This is a genomic window from Bacillus yunxiaonensis, from assembly GCF_037104695.1.
Lineage (GTDB): Bacteria > Bacillota > Bacilli > Bacillales > Bacillaceae_G > Bacillus_A > Bacillus_A yunxiaonensis.
Genome location: NZ_JBAWSV010000005.1, coordinates 123,607 through 142,437, shown reverse-complemented (window position 1 = coordinate 142,437; position 18,831 = coordinate 123,607). Strand labels below are relative to the sequence as shown.

General features: G+C 34.7%; 20 protein-coding genes. 15 read left to right on the top strand and 5 right to left on the bottom strand.

Annotated features, from left to right (window positions below):
- The first annotated feature begins 3 nt into the window (after positions 1 to 3).
- Entirely contained in the window at positions 4 to 1,155 is a 1,152-nt protein-coding gene (locus WAX78_RS15545) for an aminotransferase class I/II-fold pyridoxal phosphate-dependent enzyme (protein WP_336481236.1), read from the top strand.
- A 540-nt stretch (positions 1,156 to 1,695) separates the two neighbouring features.
- Complete coding sequence (locus WAX78_RS15540; protein ID WP_336481235.1) at positions 1,696 to 2,040, top strand: helix-turn-helix domain-containing protein; 345 nt, start codon at positions 1,696 to 1,698, stop codon at positions 2,038 to 2,040.
- 420 nt (positions 2,041 to 2,460) lie between these two features.
- Here the strand turns inward: WAX78_RS15540 and WAX78_RS15535 are convergent, their stop codons facing one another.
- The 3 genes from WAX78_RS15535 to WAX78_RS15525 all read right to left on the bottom strand — a co-directional run bounded on the left by WAX78_RS15535 (position 2,461) and on the right by WAX78_RS15525 (position 5,798).
- Positions 2,461 to 3,585, bottom strand: a complete 1,125-nt coding sequence (locus tag WAX78_RS15535) for a nucleotidyltransferase domain-containing protein (RefSeq protein WP_336481234.1) — start codon at positions 3,583 to 3,585, stop codon at positions 2,461 to 2,463.
- Between the two features lie 37 nt (positions 3,586 to 3,622).
- Complete coding sequence (locus WAX78_RS15530) at positions 3,623 to 5,449, bottom strand: ABC transporter ATP-binding protein (protein WP_336481233.1); 1,827 nt, start codon at positions 5,447 to 5,449, stop codon at positions 3,623 to 3,625.
- A 130-nt stretch (positions 5,450 to 5,579) separates the two neighbouring features.
- Positions 5,580 to 5,798 (bottom strand): hypothetical protein, encoded by a 219-nt coding sequence (locus WAX78_RS15525; protein WP_336481232.1) that lies wholly within the window; start codon positions 5,796 to 5,798, stop codon positions 5,580 to 5,582.
- A 593-nt stretch (positions 5,799 to 6,391) separates the two neighbouring features.
- Between WAX78_RS15525 and WAX78_RS15520 the strand changes: the two genes are divergently transcribed.
- The 10 genes from WAX78_RS15520 (at position 6,392) to WAX78_RS15475 (ending at position 15,162) form a co-directional block, all read left to right on the top strand.
- Positions 6,392 to 7,186, top strand: coding sequence for a hypothetical protein (locus WAX78_RS15520; RefSeq protein WP_336481231.1), 795 nt, complete (start codon positions 6,392 to 6,394; stop codon positions 7,184 to 7,186).
- Positions 7,183 to 7,455, top strand: a complete 273-nt coding sequence (locus tag WAX78_RS15515; RefSeq protein WP_336481230.1) for a PqqD family protein — start codon at positions 7,183 to 7,185, stop codon at positions 7,453 to 7,455. The genes WAX78_RS15520 and WAX78_RS15515 overlap by 4 nt, the downstream gene beginning before the upstream one ends.
- Positions 7,442 to 7,906, top strand: a complete 465-nt coding sequence (locus WAX78_RS15510; protein ID WP_336481229.1) for a S24/S26 family peptidase — start codon at positions 7,442 to 7,444, stop codon at positions 7,904 to 7,906. The genes WAX78_RS15515 and WAX78_RS15510 overlap by 14 nt, the downstream gene beginning before the upstream one ends.
- A 312-nt stretch (positions 7,907 to 8,218) precedes the next feature.
- Entirely contained in the window at positions 8,219 to 10,156 is a 1,938-nt protein-coding gene (locus WAX78_RS15505; RefSeq protein ID WP_336481228.1) for a lasso peptide isopeptide bond-forming cyclase, read from the top strand.
- Positions 10,157 to 10,170: 14 nt separating this feature from the next.
- Positions 10,171 to 10,302: a paeninodin family lasso peptide gene (locus WAX78_RS15500; protein ID WP_336481227.1), complete on the top strand. Its 132-nt coding sequence runs from the start codon at positions 10,171 to 10,173 to the stop codon at positions 10,300 to 10,302.
- A 107-nt stretch (positions 10,303 to 10,409) separates the two neighbouring features.
- On the top strand, positions 10,410 to 11,342 hold the full coding sequence (locus tag WAX78_RS15495; protein ID WP_336481226.1) for an aldolase: 933 nt from the start codon (positions 10,410 to 10,412) through the stop codon (positions 11,340 to 11,342).
- The gene (locus WAX78_RS15490; protein ID WP_336481225.1) at positions 11,339 to 11,638 is read left to right on the top strand and encodes a lasso peptide biosynthesis PqqD family chaperone; all 300 of its coding nucleotides are present in this window, start codon (positions 11,339 to 11,341) and stop codon (positions 11,636 to 11,638) included. Before WAX78_RS15495 ends, WAX78_RS15490 begins: the two co-directional genes overlap by 4 nt.
- A gap of 46 nt (positions 11,639 to 11,684) precedes the next feature.
- On the top strand, positions 11,685 to 12,167 hold the full coding sequence (locus tag WAX78_RS15485) for a lasso peptide biosynthesis B2 protein (RefSeq protein WP_336481224.1): 483 nt from the start codon (positions 11,685 to 11,687) through the stop codon (positions 12,165 to 12,167).
- Complete coding sequence (locus WAX78_RS15480) at positions 12,160 to 13,347, top strand: nucleotidyltransferase domain-containing protein (RefSeq protein ID WP_336481223.1); 1,188 nt, start codon at positions 12,160 to 12,162, stop codon at positions 13,345 to 13,347. Before WAX78_RS15485 ends, WAX78_RS15480 begins: the two co-directional genes overlap by 8 nt.
- Positions 13,348 to 13,359: 12 nt before the next feature.
- Entirely contained in the window at positions 13,360 to 15,162 is a 1,803-nt protein-coding gene (locus WAX78_RS15475) for an ABC transporter ATP-binding protein (protein ID WP_336481222.1), read from the top strand.
- A 167-nt stretch (positions 15,163 to 15,329) separates the two neighbouring features.
- Here the strand turns inward: WAX78_RS15475 and WAX78_RS15470 are convergent, their stop codons facing one another.
- Positions 15,330 to 16,187, bottom strand: coding sequence for a peptidoglycan-N-acetylglucosamine deacetylase (locus tag WAX78_RS15470; protein WP_336481221.1), 858 nt, complete (start codon positions 16,185 to 16,187; stop codon positions 15,330 to 15,332).
- A 297-nt stretch (positions 16,188 to 16,484) separates the two neighbouring features.
- On the opposite strand from WAX78_RS15470, the gene WAX78_RS15465 reads away from it, so the two are divergent.
- From WAX78_RS15465 to WAX78_RS15455, 3 genes are read left to right on the top strand one after another with little or no spacing between them, the layout of a single operon-like run.
- Positions 16,485 to 16,796 (top strand): PadR family transcriptional regulator, encoded by a 312-nt coding sequence (locus tag WAX78_RS15465; RefSeq protein WP_230575534.1) that lies wholly within the window; start codon positions 16,485 to 16,487, stop codon positions 16,794 to 16,796.
- A 3-nt stretch (positions 16,797 to 16,799) separates the two neighbouring features.
- A complete protein-coding gene (locus WAX78_RS15460) occupies positions 16,800 to 17,345 on the top strand; it encodes an HAAS signaling domain-containing protein (RefSeq protein ID WP_336481220.1) in 546 nt (181 codons plus the stop codon).
- A gap of 5 nt (positions 17,346 to 17,350) precedes the next feature.
- The gene (locus tag WAX78_RS15455; RefSeq protein ID WP_336481219.1) at positions 17,351 to 18,169 is read left to right on the top strand and encodes a DUF4097 family beta strand repeat-containing protein; all 819 of its coding nucleotides are present in this window, start codon (positions 17,351 to 17,353) and stop codon (positions 18,167 to 18,169) included.
- Positions 18,170 to 18,196: 27 nt separating this feature from the next.
- On the opposite strand, the gene lexA is transcribed toward WAX78_RS15455, so the two are convergent.
- Positions 18,197 to 18,817 (bottom strand): transcriptional repressor LexA, encoded by a 621-nt coding sequence (lexA, locus tag WAX78_RS15450; protein ID WP_336481218.1) that lies wholly within the window; start codon positions 18,815 to 18,817, stop codon positions 18,197 to 18,199.
- Positions 18,818 to 18,831 lie beyond the last annotated feature (14 nt).

Below are 18,831 nucleotides of genomic sequence, written 5' to 3'. Positions count from 1 at the left end.
AAAATGGTAATGACACAACAAAAAAAACGAATCTATCTCTCTTCACCGCACATGAGCGGTAATGAACAAAAATATATTCAGGATGCATTTGATACAAATTGGATTGCTCCTCTTGGTCCGAATGTAGATGCCTTTGAAAAGGAACTTGCAACTTTTGTTGGCGTAAAGGATGCTGCAGCGGTTAGTTCAGGCACTGCCGCTATTCATTTGGCACTGCGGTTATTAGAAGTTCAAAAAGGGGATAAAGTGTTTTGTTCAAGTCTTACTTTTGTAGCAAGTGCAAATCCAATTGTTTATTTAGGAGCTGAACCAATATTTATTGATTCAGAGCCAGAAACATGGAACATGTCACCTCAAGCATTGGAACGTGCGTTATGTGATGCGAATAAAGAAGGGAAATTGCCAAAAGCTGTGATCGTTGTTAACTTATATGGACAGAGTGCGAAAATGGATGAAATTCTTTCATTATGTAATGAATATGATGTTCCTGTCATTGAGGATGCAGCAGAATCTCTCGGTTCTACATATAAAGGAAAATTAAGTGGAATATTCGGAAAATTCGGTATTTATTCATTTAATGGAAATAAAATTATTACAACCTCTGGTGGAGGAATGCTTGTTTCTGATGATGTTGAGGCATTACAGAAAGCACGGTTTTTAGCAACTCAAGCAAGAGATTTAGCATCTCATTACGAGCATAGTGAGTTGGGTTACAATTATCGAATGAGTAATATATTGGCCGGTGTTGGAAGAGCTCAATTAGAGGTGTTAGAAGAGAGGGTTAGGGTTAGAAGATTCATATTTGAGCGGTATTACCGAGAATTATCCAGTATACCTGGGTTTCACTTTATGCCCGAACTAGAAAACACTTGCTCAAATCGGTGGCTTACAACTTTAACGATTGATGAAAAAGAATCAGGTATATCTATAGAATCACTATTGGGATACTTGGCCGAGGAAAATATTGAAGCTCGACCTGTTTGGAAACCGCTTCATATGCAGCCGCTTTTTGAAGGAATGAAATATTATCCTCATAGCGAAAGTAATCATGTGAGTGAACAATTATTTAAAATGGGGATTTGTCTTCCTTCTAGTTCTAACATGACAGATGGGGAACAACAAAGGGTCATTCAATGTATCAAAAATGCTTTATAAAATAAAGCACCTTCTGAATGGTATGTATAAATTCAGGAGGTGTTTTTAAATGAATTATTATGTTTGAAATTGGATTAAACACGAATAAAAGTAGCTGGATGTATCTTCTTCTCGTGATGTTTTCTTCTTTTATAGAACTTTTCCTTTAATTGAATATCAAGGCAATCTCTATAAAGAATGTAATTATAAGTATACATAATCTTATGGTAATTGTTCTTTGCCTTTTTATATGAAAGTGTTAAAAGTGAAAACATAGTGCTGAACCTCCTTGATAGACTTTATGAGCGCAAAGAAGTATGTATTCAATGATGTGTAACTCATTAACTGTTTTGCGTTGCTATTTCTTAATAATTTTATTTATGATGATTGTACATTTCTTTTTAAAGAATAATATTTTTATATTGAGTTTCTTATTACGAAAATACTTTATGAACATCAACCTTATATATATTAACAGTTTTTAAAAGAAGGGTAAATCTTAGTTTCCCTTATAGAGAAGTGTATGATATAAAAAATGGGGCTAAGGAGGGGTTTAAACGAATGATTGGGAAAAATATTTATCAATTTCGAAAAAATAGGGGGCTTACTTTATCTGAACTAGCAGAAAGGGCTGGAATTTCCAAGTCCTATTTAAGCAATATTGAAAGAAATATAAACCAAAATCCGTCTATCCAAGTGATGGAAAAGATAGCATTGGTATTGGAGGTAGATCTAAATACATTACTCGAAACGAAAACAAATGTGGAAAAAAAGCAGCAGATTGAAAGAGAGTGGATTGAATTTGTTTATGAATTAAAAAAAGCAGGGGTTGATAAAGAGGAACTTCGGGAATATAAAATATTAATTGATTTTATTAAATGGCAGAATTCAGGAATAAACAAGTAAGGGAATTGTACATTCTTGTTTATGGTAGTTTCGTTATTATGATAGATTTTATGTTATGTAGTGTACTGTAAAACTTATCTCCATGCAGAATTTACGCATAAAAAGACAACCTCTCCTTATGATAACTCCTCATAAACATGTCTTGCAAAAGTTGTTTTATTATGTTGACAGTAGCACTCTGCTTATTTTTTTACTTCTATCTTTTCAGGTTGAATATGGTAAATTTTATTTCGTGAAAAATTGTAAGCGCTTTTTCTATCTTTAATCTTACCAGTAATACCCCACCTTAAAGTTTGGAGGAAAATAAGGAAGTTAGGTGGGGAATAAACTGCTGGCATGTACCTAATTGGGCTGACTTTAATTTCAAAAGGATGAACCTCCGCTGATGAAAGTATTATTTTTTATAAAATAGAGTTCTTATTACTTTTCGCTTTTCTGGCGATGTAATATTGTGCTAGAAAAGTTATATCCCCTCTTTTTATATAATCTTACATATTCAAAGAAAAGGCGTTTCTCCTTATTATGTGATCCCAATTCGAAAGAGAGCTCTATTTTGGAAGGTAGTATCCAATTGTATAACGCTATCAAACGATGTTTAATTGTATCAAAATCTAAAAAATTGAAGTAAGCAAAATTTATGTATTGCTTAAATGATTTAAAATCCCTGTCTCTGATTGCCTTGTATTCCCACCATAAATTGTCACTTCTTTTAGAAGGGAGTTGTTTTACATTTTCTAATTGTGGAAACAAATTATAGACAATCGCTAAAGTTCTAAGGACTCTTTTTAAAGTTTTGTGAGAAGCTGCTTCTTTCAATAAAACAGCATAATCAAGTTTGTCATTTAGCACATATATCATTTGAATTATATCTATAAAATACTTTAAAGAATTCAAATTATGCTTCCAACCATGAAGGCAAATCATATAAAAGGTATGATAATCAGATAGTTCTTTTATATGGTTATATGGTTTTAGAGATTGTGCTTGATCCCAAAATTCCTCTATTTGAAGATTGGATGTGTTTTCTTTTAATAGATCCCAATGTATCTCAACTGTTAGCGGAATTGGTGAACCAGGCAATACCTTACTAAGGCTACAATGGAAATGAGAAGGGATATATTGTTCTTCAACTGTAAATCCTAGTGATTTTATGCAATCAATTGCTTTTTTTAGATCGGGTGCTTTGATTAACAAATCAATATCTGATGTCGATCTAGCGCCTATGTGACCAAAATATTTTTCAGCAAAGACAACACCTTTAAGTGGGATAACATCAACTTGAATTTCCTCAAATTTGTTTAGAATTTGTTCTGTTTGGTTTTTAATGAATAAATTTAGGTATAATGTTTCGTTGTATTTTTGAGTCAACTGTTCCTGAAAAAAAAGGGGTGTTTGATTAAGTATCCCTTTTTGTTTTAATAAATAATAAATTTGGGAATGAATTTCAAAAAACTCAATATCCTCCATGGCTTGCTTATAAAATGCTTCGTCAGTTGGTACAGGAATTTGTGAATTATATAATGCTTGTATCAAATGAACAATCAAGGATTTCAGCACCTTTCTGCATTAGATCAATTTCAATTTAAGCATTTAAAGTTATTGTATTGTTTTCTTTTGATTGTTGAGAAACTTGCATATGGTATAAGTCACGATACAAACCGTCTTTGGATACGAGCTCCTCATGGCATCCAGCTTGTACAATTTTCCCCTCATCCATTACGATAATATAATCTGCATTCTGAATCGTTGATAATCGGTGTGCGATGACAAGTGTCGTTCGATGCATCATTAATCGATCTAAAGCATTTTGTACTTGTTGTTCAGTTTGGCTGTCTAGTGCAGATGTCGCCTCATCTAACAAGAGAATAGGTGCATTTTTTAATATAGCTCTGGCTATGGCAATTCGCTGTTTTTGTCCTCCAGACAGTTTTATACCTCTTTCGCCGATTTCTGTGTCATATCCATTCGGTAGAGACATAATAAATTCATTGATATTAGCAGCCTTTGCAGAATCGATCATTTCCTCCTCAGAAATAGTAATACCTGGACGTGCTAATAGGAGATTTTCCCTTATTGTACCTCCAAAAAGGAAGGTTTCCTGAGGAACATGAGCAATCGAACTTCTTAGTTCAGAAGGAGAGAGGTTTTCAATTGCGATATCATCAATCAAAATGCAGCCAGATTGCGGTTTATAAAAACCTTGAAGTAAATTAAATAGAGTTGTCTTCCCTGCACCGCTTAAACCAACAATCGCAGTTACTTTCCCTGCTTGAATCTGTAAATTGAAATGATTCAATGTTTGTTGTTGTTCATCGTAGCTAAACGTGATGTTTTGGAACTGGAGTGACTTTACCACTGGTTTAGCTGGGGAATAGGTTGCTATATCTGTAGATTCAGTTGGTAATTCCAAAATCTTTAGGAGTCTTTCTACAGCTGTAATCGATCTTTGAAACCCTGCCCATTGACCTGCTAGTCCTGTTAACGGATATACTAAATGATTAACTAGATTGATAAAGGTTAATAAGGAACCTACTGACATTACTCCATCTGAAACAAAATATGCCCCTAAACAGAGACTGATAAGAAATGTGAAGGAGCTTACAGCTTGACCGCCTGCATAAAACCATCCTCCTAGTTTTGTGTTCTCCAATTCTAGAGAATATAGCTGTTGATTTTGCTTGGTGAATTTTTTATATAGTAATTTTTCCATTGTAAACGAACGAATTACAGAGAAGCCAAGAAAAGTTTCGTTAAGCAGGTTATTCATCGTACCTAGTAGGTTATGTATGAGTCGACTGTTTCGCCGAAGTAGTAGACCGAAAACGATACCTGATAGTGCTGCGAGAGGGGCAACTAATACACTTAATAAAGCTAATTTCCAATTGATATAAACTAAATAAATAAAAACAGTAATATAAATAAGAGGAAGTTTAATTAAGTTAATAAGGCTCCTTCCAATAACTCCATTAATATTATGAATATCATTAGTAAAGTGAGATAACAATTCTCCTGAACGGAGGTTAGAAACATCTTTGGTAGAGAGTAATAATATATGTTTAAATAACTGTTTTTTTAAATCTCTTTTTACACCGTTTGTTGCGACAGATTCGAAGTAAGTATCAAAAAACCCTGACGTAATGCTCATGAATGTTAGGATGCATGCTAGTGGAACTAGCAATTTTATACGATGAAAGTCGCTTCGTACAGCTGCGTCTAAAATATTCCCAAAGAGCCAAGCGAACGTTAATGTAAGGAAGATATCAATAAATAGCAAGAAAAGGAGAACCATATACGCTTTGCGATGTCTCATAATATAAGGCTTTAATAAGGAAAGGGTTTTTTGCATGTCTCCCATTGTAAAGTATTGTTTCATTGTATCTAGTATCGCCTGTTTTTTTTGTCCGATCATATGAGCCTCTAATTTTATATTTTTTTATAAAATGTATTATCTGTCATAGATATGAAAATTGATAATGTTTATGCCAGAGAATTCAATTGTAAGATTACAATGAACGCTCTGGCTGACATGTATTTACTATTTACTTGCCTTTTCCACCGCCATGGCCGCCGCCATTCCCAGGACGCGGACCTGTGTATGGAGGATTTGGATAGTGTATTCCTCCATTTCCGTGTCCTGGGTGATCTACATTACCATGCCCTTTGTTCCAGCTTTGAGCGGTTTCAAAGCGGATAGGTTGACTGCTTAATACCATAGGACGGGTGTAGGACTTTTGTCTATTTTGATTCTCTGTTTTCATCGAGTTACCCCCTAAAATAAAATGTAGCACTTTTTGTTCATTATAAAGAACAGGCAACATAAAGTAAAGATACATAAAAAGATATTTTCTGAATTTTTTATTATATTAATAAGTAATTATTTCCTATATCAAGATTGTCAGGAATCAAAGGAAATATATGTGGAATAGATACTACTGGAATGTACCACTTTGTCATACTTTCCATCAATGAGGATGAAAAACCACCCATTGATGGAAGTTTCACTTTATACTTGTATTTCATTACTACAAAATAGAGAATTTATTCGTGATGCTAGATTAAAAAAAGAAATGAAGGGACTAAAGAAAGGGTACAAACCATATGGGAACTTTGTAAGTTTCTAAGTTGAAAAGAGTAAGGGAAAGCAAAGAATGTTTCAGTAGCTATATCTATTTTGAATTATATAAAAATATATTTACAAACAGAAAATCAGTGTTTAAAATGAAAATAAATTCATTATATAGAACAAAGTCAGGTGAAATGTTCGTCTTAACGAATTGGATGTAAGGCTTAATTAAAGGAATTAAAATTTTGTCACACGCAGAAACCAATATGAAATATAGGAGCTTATGCTATGGAAAATATATTAGTTCAAATAGCAGAACATATAGTTTCAATCTATTCTACATCTGAAAAGTTAATGGATTGGATAAAAACACATTTTCAAATTGCTGAAGGAAATCATGTTGCAAAAATTAACTCACCAAATTTATCTATTCGTATTGAAGACAATTATGGAGTTCCTTTTGTGGATTATAATGTAGAAATTTGTTCCGATTCAGACGAGATTACGTACCGACGTGCTGATTATCTCATAGATGTTAACAGTACATATAATGAAGCAACGATTTCAGTTTATGATGAGCTAGCTTTAAAACACGCTTTACATAATCTATATAGCGCCTTTATCATTCATAATCGTTGGGGACTATTAATTCATTCATCTTGTGTGGATCATCAAGGAAAAGCTTATCTATTTAGTGGTCAATCAGGAGCAGGTAAATCGACAGTTGCTAAGTTATCAGCTCCTAGATCGCTTTTATCTGATGAAGCTACTATTGTGAAAATAGATGAGAATGAAATTAGAGTATTTGATTCTCCATTTCGAAGTGAATTAACGACATCTTATGACCATCAATCTTGCCATCTTTCGTCAATTTATTTTCTGATTCAGTCGTTGGATGTGAAGGCTCTACCAGTGAAAAAATCAGATGCTATGTTAGGGATAATGGATAAAATTTTTTATTGGCACCATGACTCCTTAGAAACTACAAAACTATTGGATATGTGTAAACAATTAGTAGATAAAGTTCCGGTTTACAATATGTATTTTCAAAAAAATAATAGCTTTTGGGAGTTGATATCATGAGTCTAAAATGTGAATGTTCAAAAAACGTAAATATTGTAGAAATTGATAATGAGTGGATTATTATGGATACAGAAAATTTTACGGTAACAAAAGTAAACGCTATTGGCGCTTATGTTTTAGAGGAAGTAAGAGGACAAAAAGAGATTGAAGACATCATTCGAAACATTTCATTTAGTTACGATGTCGATCTAAATACAGCCCGGTCAGATGTATTGGTTTTTCTAGAAGAATTAAAAGGAATAGGTTTAATCCAAAATGGAAGAGCGTAGCCTTCCACTTTCAGGTATCAAATATTTACTTCAAAAACAAGGGTGGGTTGATATTCCTTCCTCTGGAGTCAGCATGTATCCTCTGATTAAGGAGGGGGATATTTGCAGGTTCATCCCTTTAGGGAGTGAGGAATTAAAAAAAGGTGAAGTTGTATTATTCGTATCGAATCAAGGGCAGTTAATAGGGCACAGATATTACGAAAATTTTGTTGAAAATGGTGTGCTTTATTATGTATGTAAGGGAGATACGAATATTTCTGTCGACTCCCCTGTGCAAATTTCCCAATTAATAGGAAAGTTAGTTTGCATTAAAAAAAAGAAATTTCAACTAAATTCCAAAGGTTTCATCGCTCAATTATGGGGAGGTATTGTTCTAACCTTCCCTAGTTTGCCAAGGGGTTGTAAAAAATATCTTAACTTGCGGAAAAGATTGAGGATATGGAGCAAATAGAAAGTTCACTATAACGAATATAATGCTTGAGAAAATTCTGTCTAAAAATTCTGTTTATTAATTGACTTAGAAAAGGTAAAGTGATAATTTTATCTTATATAAGTTCTTTTTATAGAACGAAAAATAGCTATATAATAAAAAACAGATAGTAATATTAATTTGTAGTATTAAATTAGTAATTTACTGAAGAAAAAACTTTTGTTCTTTAAAAAGAACAAAAGCGACGTAACACAATACGGGAATTCAAACATATATTAACGGTTATTTATCTAAATAGGCTTTTACTTACTTGTTGCATAGCGGGAGGGGAAAATGAGTGCTATAACAGGAATTTTACATTTTAATGATGAGCCTATATCGATTGAGCACGGTACAAGATTAATGAAGGATTTGCAAAAGTATCCTGCTGATGATGTTCAAATATGGCACAAAGATAACGTCTTCTTTGGTTGTCACGCACAATGGATCACACCAGAATCCATTGGTGAACAATTGCCTTTTTATGATTACGAAAGACAATTAGCGATTACAGCAGATGCCATTATTGATAATCGTGAGGAGTTATTTGAAAGACTACAAGTGGAGTATGCTGATAGAAAAAGAATGACAGACAGCGAATTAATCTTGCTTTCCTATCAAAAGTGGGGAGAAGAAACTCCTAAGTATTTAATAGGCGATTTTGCTTTTATGATTTGGGATGAGAGAAACCAAAAACTATTTGGAGCAAGGGACTTTTCTGGGAGTCGGACTCTTTATTTTTATCGTGACCAGCAACGGTTTTCTTTTTGTACGCTTATAAAGCCGTTATTTACTTTACCATATATCGAGAAGACTCTGAACGAGCAATGGCTTGCTGAATTTTTAGCTATAACTAATATGATTGATACAATAAATGCTTCATCAACAGTCTATAAAAATATTGAACAAGTGCCTCCTTCCCATACTATTACAGTAGTCAGTGAGAAGATAACGATTTCCAAATATGACGCATTGGCTACAGGGGAGCAGCTACAATTAAAATCAAATCAAGAATATGAAGATGCATTTCGCGAGGTATTTCAAAATGCAGTGACAGCAGGGTTACGTACCCATCGCAATGTTGGTGCTCATTTAAGCGGGGGATTGGATTCGGGTTCTGTTGTTAGTTTTGCGGCAAAAGCTTTACGTAAAGAAAATAAGAGATTACATACATTCAGCTCTGTTCCCGTAGCTGATTTTATAGACTGGACACGTAACCACATGCTAGCGGACGAAAGACCATTTATCCAGTCAACTGTACAACATGTAGGAAATATTACAGATCATTATTTAGATTTTGCAGGAAAAAGTCCACTTTCAGAAGTTAACGATTGGCTTGATATAATGGAGATGCCATACAAGTTTTTCGAGAATTCTATTTGGGTGAAAGGGATTTATGAGAAGGCACAGCAGCAAGGGGTAGGAAAACTTTTAAACGGTGCAAGGGGAAACTTTACGATATCTTGGGGACCTGCTTTGGACTATTATGCTGTTCTTTTAAAGAAGCTAAGTTGGATTCGTCTTTATCATGAAGTTAATTTATACAGTAAAAACATTGAGGCAAAAAGATCGAGAATTATGAAGGTTGTCGGAAAGAAGGCATTTCCGTTTATAAATCGAATTCTTTCATCGAAATATCAATATGATTTTCCAATGTTAATAAATCCAGATTTTGCAGAAAGGATTAATGTGTTTGATAAGCTCAGAGAACATGGGATTAGTATAGCGGAATCTTCTAGGCCAAATATATATGAAATAAGAAAGAAACATTTTGAACAGTTAAATTTGTGGAATGTAACTGGGACCAGTGGAACGAAACTATCTTTACGTTACGGGTTACAAGGGCATGATCCAACAAATGATATACGAGTTATTCGATTTTGCTTATCTGTTCCAATTGAACAATTTGTTCAAAATGGTTTAGATCGAGCACTTATCCGGAGGACAACAAAAGATATCCTACCTGATAAAATCAGATTAAATCAACGCGTTCGGGGTATTCAAGGTGTTGATGTGGTTCATCGTATGATTCCTTCTTGGAATACATTTATTGATGAACTTCAACAAATGAGCACAGATTCTATAGTTTCTGAGTTTTTAAATGTAGAAGTGATTAAAGCTGCCATTTTAAAGATTCGAGAAGCACCACGTTCGGAATACGCATTGGATCCAGACTTTAGAATTTTAATGCGCGGTCTTATTGTCTATCGGTTTATAAAAAAAATTACTTGAAAGGAGGTGATAATATGAAAAAAGATTGGCAAAAACCTGAATTGGAAGTACTTGATATCAACATGACAATGGCTGGACCGGGTAAAAAAATTGTTGATCAAGTTTTTGAGGATGAGGATGAAAGAGGAGAGCTTCACCACAGCTAATGTAACTGATATTTAAATGAGACTTGTATGTTTTATTGCCCTTATATGGTACAAAAGAGTATAAGGGCTTTTCAAATTTACTATGTCAACTATTTGGAGTGAGAAAGATGGTACATACTGTGAAAAAGTTTGTTTACAAGGCCTTCGGATTAAGCTTGTTAAGTGAGATTCCTCTACCAGAATTGCCTCAGATAAGCAGCTATGAAGATACGATAGATATAGTAATTGAAAGGGCTAGTTTATCCGAATTATGGAATGAATTATCTTATCCAAAAGCTATATTCATAGTTAAAGAGAATTTGGTCATGTTTCAAATTCCAAATACCGCAACGTTTTGTATTCAAGATGGAGAGAAAATCATCGTCTCACCTATAAAGGGATCTGATGAAGATAAGATTCGACTTTATATTCTTGGAACTTGTATAGGTGCATTATTAATGCAGAGAAGGATACTTCCGTTACATGGTAGTGTAGTAGCTATCAATGAAAAGGCATATGCTTTTATAGGTGATTCAGGAGCTGGGAAATCGACTCTTGCATCAGCCTTCTTAAGTAGAGGATATCAACTTCTAAGTGACGATGTAATTGCTGTAACTCTTTCTCAAGACAATATCCCTTTTGTTACGCCCTCTTATCCACAGCAAAAGCTATGGCAAGAAAGTCTTGATAAATTTGGAATGGAAACCGCTCATTATCGACCTTTATTTGAAAGGGAAACCAAATTCGCTGTACCGGTCCCTTTTAATTTTCTTAATGAGCAATTACCCCTCGCAGGTGTATTTGAATTAGTAAAAGCAGATAAAGAAAACGTTGGACTTCGTCGGATTGAAGGATTAGATCGATTACGTACCCTGTTCCATCATACATATCGCAATTCTTTAATTCCGCGATTAGACCTCATGGAATGGCATTTTACAAACTCTACAAGTATCGTAAATAAAATTGATATGTTCCAATTGTGGCGTCCAACTTCAGGGTTTACGGCTCATAACTTAGTATCCCTAGTGTTAAGTTCTTTAAATGAGGAGGAAAATAAATGATTAATACTCAGAAAATCTCAATAGATTGCTTAATTATACAAAGTGAAGGAAATATAGTAAGCAATATGGATGGAGAAAAGGTTATGATGAGCATTCATAACGGAAAATACTATAACTTAGGCACGCCTGGCAGTACAATTTGGGATTTAATTAAGACGCCAATCTCAATTAATCAATTAATTACTACACTAATGTCTAAATATGATGTAGAAAAAAATGAGTGTGAGAAGCAAGTTATTTCCTTTTTGGAACGTTTATATGAGGAAGGCTTAATTCGAATTGTAGATAGAAGTTAATTCGCCTTTTGCTACTTTATACTCGGTAGGTTAAGGAGAGGAAATAATGAATATTGTAAAAAAGATAAGGATTTTTTTATCAATGAATATATTAAAGAAGTTCTTGTTTTTTGAGGCTTTTTTTTATTTGGGATGGGCTCGTATTCTCAAATCTATACCATTTTCTAGGATTGCTCCTACATTAGGTGTCCATATGGATGAAACGTCTTTAAGCTCTAACGAATCTAATAAGTTGGTATTAAGGAGTATTTCTGAAGCAATCCATATTATGAGTCGTTATACTTTTTGGGAAAGTCAGTGTCTTGTAAGAGCGATAGCTGGAATGAAGATGCTAGAGAGACGTCAAATTGAGAGTACTCTGTATTTAGGAACTGCGAAGGATGAGAACGGAAAGATGGTTGCTCATGCCTGGTTGCGTAGCGGCCCCTTTTATATTACCGGAGCAGAAGAAATGGAGAGGTTCACTGTAGTTAGTAAATTTGCAAAGGGGCTAAGCAAGAAAACGACTAAGGGAGAATACAATGAGTAATGATTTTAGTCTTAATGTGGGATTCATGTCTAATGAATTAAAATTGCTACTTGAAATTTTGAAGTTACAAGAGGGTAAAAGTATACGAGCAAACAGAAATGAATGGTTTATAGATATAGATTGGAATCAATTTCTTGAATTAGCGATGCATCATCGAGTGTATTCATTTATTTATCCAAAGGTGAAAAAGATAGATGGAGAGCTAATTCCTTCCTATGTCATTCAAACTCTGTCTCGAACATTTAAAAAAAATACGTTTCAAATGCTTCATTTAAGTGCTGAAATGGAACGAGTAAGTAAACTGTTTACTGAAAATGAAATCTGTACTCTTTTTTTAAAAGGGCCAATACTTGCGCATAATCTTTATGGAGATATTTCCTTGCGAACATCCTGCGACCTAGATATCCTTATTCCCATTTATGAGTTAGAAAAAGCGGAAAAACTTCTTTTAGAGCAGGGCTACGTGAAAGATGATTATATTCAAACGATATTAAATGACTGGAAATGGAGACATCATCATATAACATTTTTTCATCCTCAAAAGCAAATTAAGCTTGAAATTCATTGGAGGCTAAACCCTGGTCCTGGGAAGGAACCAAGCTTTGAGGAACTATGGGAACGAAAAAGAACAAGTGCACTTACGAGTTATCCTGTGTACTTATTAGGAAGTGAGGACTTGTTTTTATTTCTTGTTTCTCATGGTGCGCGTCATGGATGGTCTAGACTGCGTTGGTTAGTAGATATAAACCAAATGGTAAAACAGGAACTTAATTGGAAAGAAGTTAATAAGTTATTCAAAAAATATCAATGCGGCCATGTAGGAGGACAAGCACTAATTCTAGCTACTGAGCTCTTAGATACGAAAATTATAGAAGAAATGAAAGTGTTGACAGGTCAGAGACAGTCAAGACAATTGGCAGAAGATGCGTTATTTTATATTAAACAAATGATAAATCTACATACAGATCCTGTTCCAGATGAAGTAGCTACGTATCACAGTCGACATTTATTTTCATTAATGTCAAATCGACAAAAGTTTTTATTTATTATGAGTTATCTTTATCCTTATCCGATTGATGCAAAGACATTACCATTACCTAAGTATCTTCATTTTTTGTACTTTCCTTTACGTCCTATTCTATGTACCTGGAGGAAAGCGAGAAAGCATGTATTACCATAGGAGGACATAAAAGTGGAACATCTCTTATACTTTACAAAGAAGTTACATTCTTTTTCTGGGAAAATATTATATATAAATCTATTAGGGATGGCCTTAGTTAGTCTTTTAGAGGGGATTGGTATTCTTTTATTAATCCCCATGATAAGTATCAGTGGAATTGTAAAGGTAAATAGCAGTTCAACCCCGGTTTCGGAGATGTTTGCATTTCTGCATAATATCCCTGAAACATTGAGCTTGCTGCTTATCCTAGGTGTTTATATTTTTTTGGTAGTAGCTCAATCCCTCTTACAGCAAAATCTTACCCTTCGAAATATGAAAATTCTTATAAGCTTTACAAACCATATAAGATTGGAAATCTATCGTGCTTTATTACAAGCTAATTGGGCTTTTTTTGTAAAAAAGAGAAAATCCGATTTGATCAATGCTTTGACTGAAGAATTAGGACGTGTTGTGAATGGAACAAACTTATTTTTTCAAATGTTAACTGCTCTTATTTTTACGTTAATTCAGATTGGAATTGCTTTATGGCTATCTGTAACGATAACGCTTTTTGTATTATTCGCCGGTTTAGTACTTGCTTTTTTTTCTAGACATTTTATAAAAAAGTCAAGAACACTTGGAAATCAAACATCTGAGATAGCTAGAAGTTATCTTGGCGGCATAACAGACCATTTTAACGGAATTAAAGATATTAAAAGTAATACGTTGGAAGACTCTAGATACACATGGTTACATACTTGGTGCCAAAGGATAGAACAAGAACAACTGGCATTTATGAAATTAAAAAATAGTTCACAACTTTTTTATAAAATTGCATCGTCTATTTTAATTGCATTTCTTATTTTTACATCTGTAAAACTATTTCAAGCCCAGCCAGGACAACTATTATTAATCATTCTCATTTTCTCTAGACTATGGCCAAGATTTACAAGCATTCAATCCAACCTGGAACAACTTGCTGCAAGTATTCCAGCTTTTAAGTCTTTAATAGAATTGCAGGAAGAATGCAATAAAGCCGCTGAATTGCAGAATATAGAACAACAATATAAATATATAAAACCAATGTCTATAGAAAAAGGGGTTGAATGTCGGAACGTTTATTTCCGCTACAATCAAAAAGAATCCTTATATGCTCTTCAAAATGTTAACTTACAAATTCCATCTAATTGTATGACAGCTATTGTCGGACGTTCGGGTGCTGGAAAAAGTACATTGATTGATATTTTAATGGGACTCATGCAGCCGGAAAAGGGACAAGTATTAATAGATAGTACTCCTCTCACAAGTGATAATTTATTGTCATTAAGAAGGTCGATTAGTTATGTACCGCAGGATCCATTTTTATTTAATGCAAGTATAAGAGAAAATTTGCTAATGATTGAACCGGATGCAAGTGAAGAACAAATTTGGGAGGCGCTGGAGTTTTCAGCAGCAGCTGAATTTGTAAGGGGGCTTCCGCAAGGGCTTGATACATTCATTGGAGACCGCGGAGTTAGGCTTTCTGGAGGAGAACGTCAGCGACTTGTGTTGGCGCGAGCAATTTTAAGAAAACCTTCGATTCTCGTTTTAGATGAAGCTACTAGTGCTCTAGATACGGAAAATGAAGCAAAAATTCAAGCCGCTTTAGAAAGGTTAAAGGGAACGATGACTATTGTCGTTATTGCCCACCGTTTATCAACGATACGTAATGCTGACCAGGTGATTGTATTAGACAAGGGAGAAATCGTTCAAAAAGGAGCATTTCACCAATTAGCAAAAGAAAAAAGAGGTATGTTTAGTAAACTGTTAGGAACTCAGGTAGAAGTTAGTGTCTAAATAGAATATGTTCCGTACGCAAGTTTATCAATCGGAATGAGAATATTAAGCATGGGAAGCCTTGATATTGTACGGTATCAGGGTTTTTTGTTGCAAATAATAAGAATCAATTGGTTAACTAGCCATAAGTGAGGGAGGAAACAAGCCCCACTTATGGAAGTTCCACTTTATTTCCTCTGTTTTGAAGTATTAAACATTTTTGGGAGAGTCACGAACCGTGCTCCTTGAGATATAAGGTCAGGAATGAACTTGTCAAGAGCGTCTACAGAACCTTGCAGTTTCCCACCTGGTGCAGCGTGTTGCAAGAGAATACTTCCAGGGAAGGTATTCCCTAATACTGTGTTAGTAATTACCTGAGCGCTTAACCCTTTCCAATCTAACGTATCTACACTCCATTGAATAATCATAAAGTTTTGTTCGGAAGCCCATTTAACCTGATTTTCCTTAATAATACCATAAGGCGGACGGATGAATTTAGGGGAGTAGCCGGTTAGATTTTGTAGTATTTTTTCTGTTTTTAAAATCTGTTCATGATATTGCTCATCACTTATTTTTACTAAATTAGGATGATTATAAGTATGATTCCCCACAATGTGTCCCTCGTTAACGATTCGTTTTACAACTTCAGGATATCTTTCGGCATTTTCACCTAGCAAAAAAAACGTAGCTTTTACACCATGTTTTTTTAACTTATCTAATACTTGTGGCGTATATAAGAGATCGGGGCCGTCATCAAATGTGAGAGCGACTTCGGCTTTATTATAAGGTCCTGCAAAAGCGTATGCATATTTTTCAACCCAAGGAAAAGGAGTCCATGATCCTCTCGTTGCTTCTTCCTTGGGTTGAATCTGAAAAGGAAAGGGGGCTTGTGATGAAGCAGGAACTGATTTCATATAATCTAAAGGATAAAATGGATTCTGAATGGATGAATATGAAACCTTTGAAGGAAGAGCGCAAGGTGAAATACGATTGTAGGGAGTGCCTTGAAAGGGAAATACCACTTTTGGTGGATAAAAAGAATACATGATTGAAACACCTCCTTAGAAAAGATAGAAATCTCTCTAAATTTTTTATATGCCAATGATTACAGTTTGGTTAGGGAAGAAAAAAGTGTGAGTAGTTTGTTTTTCAGCCGTAGTAACGGGTGGCAAGATCTATGTGTTAATGGTGTGGGAGAGATAAAGAAAAAAACAAGTCGCCCATTTTTTAACTTATTTTATAAAAATAGGAATAGTACCTTGCAATATTTAGTACTGAATGGTATATTATGGTTAATATAGTACCTTGTATTGAACAGTACTGAATAGGAAGGAGGATTGCCTTTGAATGTTCAATTTAAAAAAGGTGTATTGGAGCTTTGCGTTCTTGCGCTTGTAAGGAAACGAGATTGCTATGGCTATGAATTAGTTCAGCAAATTTCAAATAAGTTTTTAATATCAGAAGGATCAGTGTACCCATTGTTACGTCGGCTAACGAATGAAGGGTACTTTCAGACATATTTAAAGGAATCATCGGAAGGACCTCCACGGAAATATTATCAGTTAACAAATCAAGGTGCAGAGCAACTCTATGCGCTTGTGACAGAATGGCGTGATTTTGCAAGGGGAGTACAAGAAATTATTGAAGAGGTGTAGCAAATGACTAAAGAACAATTTCTTCATGAATTATCAGAACACCTTAGAAGGCTGCCAGAAGAAGAACGAAACGATATTTTATATGATTACGAGGAACATTTTCAATTTGGAATAGAAGAAGGGAAAACAGAAGCGGAAATTATAAAAGCCCTTGGTTCACCTAAAACAATTGCTAAGGAGACGTTAGCGTCCCATCGTTTAGAGCAGGTGAAACATAATCCAACTTTTTCTAATGTAACAAGAGCGATTGTAGCAATTATTGGACTTAGCTTTCTAAACTTGGTTATTGTGTTAGCTCCGTTATTAACGATCGGAAGTCTTATTTTCGCACTTTGGATGGTTAGTACTGTATTTGTTTTATCACCTTTACTTTTGCTAACAAAAATTATTTTTGCTCAAATTTTTATTTTATCTGATGTATTTGCTTCTATTATACTCTTCGGTATTGGTTTACTTTTAGGGATTGGTGCGTATTATTTTACAATTTGGTTTAAAACGCTTTTTGTCAAATATGCCAATTGGAATTTGAAAGTAATTAAAGGGGAGTAGATAAAATGAGGAAAGTTGTATTCATAGCACTTGTTTGTATTGTGATTGGAGGAATCGGTTTATTTTTTACAGGATCAGCTTTTTTTGTGAAATCTGTGACTGGGTCAGCAGAAACAAAGAAATTGGAACAGAAACAATTTAAAAATGAGCAAATTAAAAACATCAACGTTGACACAGATGTAGGAGATGTTGTAATTGAAAAAGGAAAAACTGATTCATTTGAAGTTCGGTATAGCGGTGATCAGGAAAAACGAAAGTTATACGTAAATGAGAATGGCGAAACGCTGCAAGTGAAAGTGAAAACAAAAAAGAATCATATATTTGACTTTTCTTTTTCACCGTTTGGTTTTAAAGATGAAAGCTTAACAGTTATTGTACCTGAACGCGTGTACAATAAAATTGAATCAGAGACAGGAGCAGGAAAGATCCAAGTACAAGATATTCAAAGTGAAGATATATCTGCACATACAGCAGCAGGGAATGTAGAAATGAAGCAAATGAAAGCGCAGAAGATAAAAGCTTCATCTAGTGCGGGAAAGATTGTTCTTCATAAAGTAGAAGGGAAAGTACGTGCAGAGACAGCAGCAGGAAGAATAGAAGTAACGCAGCACAACCCGCAATATAGTATTGATGCGGAGTCAGCAGCAGGAGATGTCGATATTCAACTTCTGGAAGTACCGAAAGATGCCGTTGTAAAGGGTTCTTCTCATGCAGGAAATGTAAAGATTTTCGGGAAAGAAAATAAAGAAGTTACTTTAGGGAACGGAAATGTACAGATTAGCGGGGAAACAGCAGCAGGATCTGTAAAAATCGAGGCGGATTAAAAACAGACCAGCTTAGCTGGTCTGTTTTTAATGTAAATGACGATAGACACCGATGACTTTTCCAATAACAGAAACGTTATCTAAAATAATAGGCTCTAAAGAAGAGTTTTCTGGCTGCAAACGGAAGTGATCTTTTTCTTTGTAAAAACGTTTTACCGTAGCTTCGTTATCTTCTGTTAAAGCGACAACGATCTCACCATTGTAAGCAGATTGCTGTTGGCGAACAACAACTAAGTCTCCGTCAAAAATACCAGCTTCAATCATACTGTCTCCAGAAATGCGTAACATAAATACTTGATCTGAGCCCGAAACGAGGTTTGCCGGAAGTGGGAAATGTTCTTCTACACTTTCAACTGCTGTAATTGGTGAACCAGCTGTAACTTTTCCGACAATCGGTACGTGAACGACTGGTTGTGTATCCGTTTCGATGCTATCGTTTCCTAAAATTTCAATAGCTCTCGGTTTTGTTGGGTCGCGGCGAATGTATCCTTTTTCCTCTAATCGAGATAAATGTCCGTGCACAGTAGAGCTAGAAGCAAGACCGACCGCTTGACCGATTTCACGTACGGAAGGCGGATAACCTTTTTCTTGTACTTTTTGTTTAATGAAGTCGAGAATGTCTTGCTGTCGTTTCGTTAACTTTTCCATGTTTTTCACACCTC

Bases quoted from the DNA above. Each gene is read 5' to 3' on its own strand.
- WAX78_RS15545 (WP_336481236.1), top strand. From the start codon at position 4: ATGGTAATGACACAACAAAAAAAACGAATCTATCTCTCTTCACCGCAC.
- WAX78_RS15540 (WP_336481235.1), top strand. From the start codon at position 1,696: ATGATTGGGAAAAATATTTATCAATTTCGAAAAAATAGGGGGCTTACT.
- WAX78_RS15530 (WP_336481233.1), bottom strand. From the start codon at position 5,449: ATGATCGGACAAAAAAAACAGGCGATACTAGATACAATGAAACAATAC.
- WAX78_RS15525 (WP_336481232.1), bottom strand. From the start codon at position 5,798: ATGAAAACAGAGAATCAAAATAGACAAAAGTCCTACACCCGTCCTATG.
- WAX78_RS15520 (WP_336481231.1), top strand. From the start codon at position 6,392: ATGGAAAATATATTAGTTCAAATAGCAGAACATATAGTTTCAATCTAT.
- WAX78_RS15515 (WP_336481230.1), top strand. From the start codon at position 7,183: ATGAGTCTAAAATGTGAATGTTCAAAAAACGTAAATATTGTAGAAATT.
- WAX78_RS15510 (WP_336481229.1), top strand. From the start codon at position 7,442: ATGGAAGAGCGTAGCCTTCCACTTTCAGGTATCAAATATTTACTTCAA.
- WAX78_RS15505 (WP_336481228.1), top strand. From the start codon at position 8,219: ATGAGTGCTATAACAGGAATTTTACATTTTAATGATGAGCCTATATCG.
- WAX78_RS15500 (WP_336481227.1), top strand. From the start codon at position 10,171: ATGAAAAAAGATTGGCAAAAACCTGAATTGGAAGTACTTGATATCAAC.
- WAX78_RS15495 (WP_336481226.1), top strand. From the start codon at position 10,410: ATGGTACATACTGTGAAAAAGTTTGTTTACAAGGCCTTCGGATTAAGC.
- WAX78_RS15490 (WP_336481225.1), top strand. From the start codon at position 11,339: ATGATTAATACTCAGAAAATCTCAATAGATTGCTTAATTATACAAAGT.
- WAX78_RS15485 (WP_336481224.1), top strand. From the start codon at position 11,685: ATGAATATTGTAAAAAAGATAAGGATTTTTTTATCAATGAATATATTA.
- WAX78_RS15480 (WP_336481223.1), top strand. From the start codon at position 12,160: ATGAGTAATGATTTTAGTCTTAATGTGGGATTCATGTCTAATGAATTA.
- WAX78_RS15470 (WP_336481221.1), bottom strand. From the start codon at position 16,187: ATGTATTCTTTTTATCCACCAAAAGTGGTATTTCCCTTTCAAGGCACT.
- WAX78_RS15460 (WP_336481220.1), top strand. From the start codon at position 16,800: ATGACTAAAGAACAATTTCTTCATGAATTATCAGAACACCTTAGAAGG.
- WAX78_RS15455 (WP_336481219.1), top strand. From the start codon at position 17,351: ATGAGGAAAGTTGTATTCATAGCACTTGTTTGTATTGTGATTGGAGGA.
- lexA (WP_336481218.1), bottom strand. From the start codon at position 18,817: ATGGAAAAGTTAACGAAACGACAGCAAGACATTCTCGACTTCATTAAA.